General features: G+C 63.6%; 4 protein-coding genes and 1 pseudogene. 2 read left to right on the plus strand and 3 right to left on the minus strand.

The features are described 5' to 3' along the window. The 3 genes and pseudogenes from EN991_RS41820 to EN991_RS29735 form a co-directional block, all read right to left on the minus strand. Positions 1 to 74: pseudogene (locus EN991_RS41820) on the minus strand (DNA mismatch repair protein MutS); the annotation flags it as partial. Further along, positions 71 to 1186, minus strand: a complete 1116-nt coding sequence (locus EN991_RS29730) for a murein transglycosylase A (protein WP_127370085.1) — start codon at positions 1184 to 1186, stop codon at positions 71 to 73. The pseudogene EN991_RS41820 and the gene EN991_RS29730, both read right to left, overlap by 4 nt. A gap of 21 nt (positions 1187 to 1207) precedes the next feature. Next, positions 1208 to 1915, minus strand: a complete 708-nt coding sequence (locus tag EN991_RS29735; RefSeq protein ID WP_013528722.1) for a Tim44/TimA family putative adaptor protein — start codon at positions 1913 to 1915, stop codon at positions 1208 to 1210. A gap of 217 nt (positions 1916 to 2132) precedes the next feature. On the opposite strand from EN991_RS29735, the gene EN991_RS29740 reads away from it, so the two are divergent. Continuing rightward, complete coding sequence (locus tag EN991_RS29740) at positions 2133 to 2633, plus strand: FxsA family protein (protein ID WP_127370086.1); 501 nt, start codon at positions 2133 to 2135, stop codon at positions 2631 to 2633. A 130-nt stretch (positions 2634 to 2763) separates the two neighbouring features. Next, a partial coding sequence (locus EN991_RS29745) for a protein-export chaperone SecB (protein WP_206519276.1) occupies positions 2764 to 3045 on the plus strand: 282 nt, incomplete at its 3' end.

Below are 3045 nucleotides of genomic sequence, written 5' to 3' on the forward strand. Positions count from 1 at the left end.
GGCTTGGCCGTGCGCGCCACCAGGTTCCACAGAACCCGGTCGTCCTCGCTGAGCTTGTCCGGGCGCCGGGTCATCGGACCGCACCCGCAATGAGCGCGCGCGGCACCAGCGCATAAAAATCCGCGGCATTGCGGACCACGCCGGCGATCTCGCCCGCGGCATCGCCCGAACCGGCGAACAGGTCGCCCCGCGCCGGCCCGGTGATGGCGGAGCCAGTGTCCTGCGCGATCATCAGGCGGCGGAATGGTTTTGCGTCGAAGGCGGCGAGCGTCGGCGCGTCGATGTAAAAGGGCGTGCCGAATGTGTGCAGCAGGCGGTCGACGGCGATCGAGCGGCCCGGCGTCAGCGGCACCTTGGCGGCGGCGATCGGACCAAGGGCAACGTCCTCGACATCGGCCGGGCGGAAGAAAATGTAGGAGCGGTTCTGCCACAGGATCTCGTCGACGCGGTCCGGATGCGCCTTGAACCATGCGCGGATCGATTGCATCGTCACTTCCGCCAGCGGGATCTCGCCAATCTCGCTCAGGACCTTGCCTGGTCCGGTGAAGCGTTGGCCGGATTTGGCGGCATAGGTGACGCGGGCAAGCCGGCCGTCGGTCATGGCGAGGCGTGCGGCACCTTGCACGTGAATGAAGAAGGCATCGACCTTGTCGGCCAACCAGGCGATTTCCAGGCCCTTGCCATCAAGCGCGCCGCGCTCGATCTCGCCACGGTCATGATATTCGACCGGCCCGTTCCGCGTCTGGCGCGCGAAAGCGAGATAGGGGTCCAGGCCCGGCGGCCGGTTTGCGTCATCGATATCGACGAGATCGGCCGGGCGCGACAGCAGCGGCACCGAAAACCGGTCCGTGCGCACCGGTGACGCCTCGACTTGCGGTTCATAGAAACCGGTGACGAGCCCATTTTCCGCAGGGATAAGCGCCGGCACAAAATGGTGCTCGAAGAAGGCGCGGGCGTTCCCGCGGGTCAAAACCGGCGACCGATTCGCCGGCGAAACGGTCCGGGCCTCGGTGTAGGCATCCGCAAAGGCGTCGAAGTCGACGCCGAGCGCGCCGCTGCGATAGGGTTTGGTCAGGACATGGAAGGCCGAGCGCCGAAAGGCGGCGAAGGCCGCCGAATGGTCGTCATCGTTCCAGCCGGGCAGATCGCCGAAGGCTTTCTCGACAAAAAGAGGCGATAGCGACACCGGAGCCTCGCCGCGTATTTCCTAGTCTTCTTCCTCGGTGGCGACGAGCTTCCAGTTCGGATCGCGCGAGCGCGTGTCACGGGCGAAGGTCCAGACATCCTTGACCTCGGCCACGGTTTCCGGGTCGCCGTCGATGACGGCACCGGCCTTGTCGCGGGTCGCCGAAATCAGCTCGCTGATGATGCGCAGCGTGACATGCGCCTCGCCGCCCTTCATCTCGGCCGAGACGATATCGGCCTTGTCGATGCCGACGAAGGAGGACTGGATCTTTTCCGCCTTGGCCTCGCGCTCGCCGATAGCGGCGACAAAACCGTCATAGACCTCGCGCGACAACAGGTTCTTCAGCGTTTTGCGATCGCCGTCGGCATAGGCCATGACGATCATCTCGTAAGCCATCTTGGCGCCGTCGACGAAACCCTTCGGCTCGAAGGACGGATCATTGTCCTTGATCGTGCGCAGGCCCTTGTTGAGGTCGGTATCGGGCTTGGCGAAAGCGTCGATCGCGGCATAGGCGTCGGGAGCCGGCTCGCCTGGCGGACGCTTGCGCGGCAGCGAGACGACGTTTTCGGATTTCTGGGCGGCATCCTTGTCGCCGGTGCGAGCCGCCGAATACGGATCGAAGGGCGGCCGTTCGCTGCCGGTGCGGCGGCCCAGCACATTGCGCAGCTGGAAAAAGATGACCACCGCCGCAATCAGGAAGAAAATCGTGCCGAAGTCGAAGAATCCCATATCTTCCGCCAATCAATCCCTGCCCTGTGGCCGGACCGTCAGGCCCAATGGCCGCGGTCGCATAGCGTTCAACATTCAAAGCATATAGAACGCAAGGCGCAATCATTCAAATCAAAGGCAGGCATACCTATCTAACAGCCTCGGTGCCAGCGGCGATTGCCAGTTGGCGGCCAAAACAATCAAAACGGTCATAACGATCGAAAAAGGTTGGCAAGACTTGCGCATTTCGTTGCTTCCCTTCTTTCTCTTTGCACTGCCGCTGCTGGAAATTGCCGGTTTCGTCATCGTCGGCCGCGAGGTCGGCGCGCTGGCGACGGTAGGCCTCGTGCTGGCCTCGAGCATCGCCGGCGTGCTTTTGCTCCGATACCAGGGTTTTGGTGTCATGGCCCGCATCCGCACCGAGATGGCGGCCGGCCAGAACCCCAGCCGCCACCTTGCGCACGGCGCCATGATCGTGGTTGCGGCGATCCTCCTGATCATCCCCGGCTTCATCACCGACATCATCGGCCTGCTGCTGTTTCTGCCGCCGTTGCGCGACTTTGCCTGGAGCCGGTTCAAGGGCCGCATTGTCGTCGCTACCGATTTCTCGACCGGCGGTTTTCGTGGCCGCCAGCGCGACAGGGTCATCGACCTCGAAGACGGCGACTATTCGCGCGAGGACGATCTGAAGCGCGGCCCGGATCACAACTCGCCGTGGCGCCGCCTGAAGGACGATTAACGCGCCGTCCCATCTCCATGCCGCAGCCGGGAAGCAAGGCGGCAAACCTTGTCTTGTCATCCCCGCCATGGTAGCGAACGCCCGATTTCAATTCGGTCAGCGACGCTGCCCAGGCAAGAGGACAAGGCTTATGGCCAGCAAAGATGACGCGCCGGTCGGCGCAGCCAACGGAAACGGCAATGCGGCGCAGCCGTCGCTCAACGTTCTGGCGCAATATGTGAAGGACCTGTCCTTCGAAAGCCCCGGCGCGCCGAATTCGCTGCGCGGCCGCGACAAGGCGCCGGGCATCGCCATCAATGTCAACGTCAACGCCAACCCGCTCTCCGACAAGCAGTTCGACGTCAATCTGACGCTCAACGCCAAGGCGTCCTTCGACCAGGAAGTGCTGTTCAATGTCGAGCTGGTCTATGGC

Source organism: Mesorhizobium sp. M7A.F.Ca.US.005.03.2.1, from assembly GCF_003997795.1.
GTDB classification, from domain to species: Bacteria; Pseudomonadota; Alphaproteobacteria; order Rhizobiales; family Rhizobiaceae; genus Mesorhizobium; species Mesorhizobium ciceri.

Excerpts from the sequence above, each read along its gene's own strand:
- EN991_RS29735 (WP_013528722.1), bottom strand. The coding sequence starts at position 1,915 with ATGGGATTCTTCGACTTCGGCACGATTTTCTTCCTGATTGCGGCGGTG.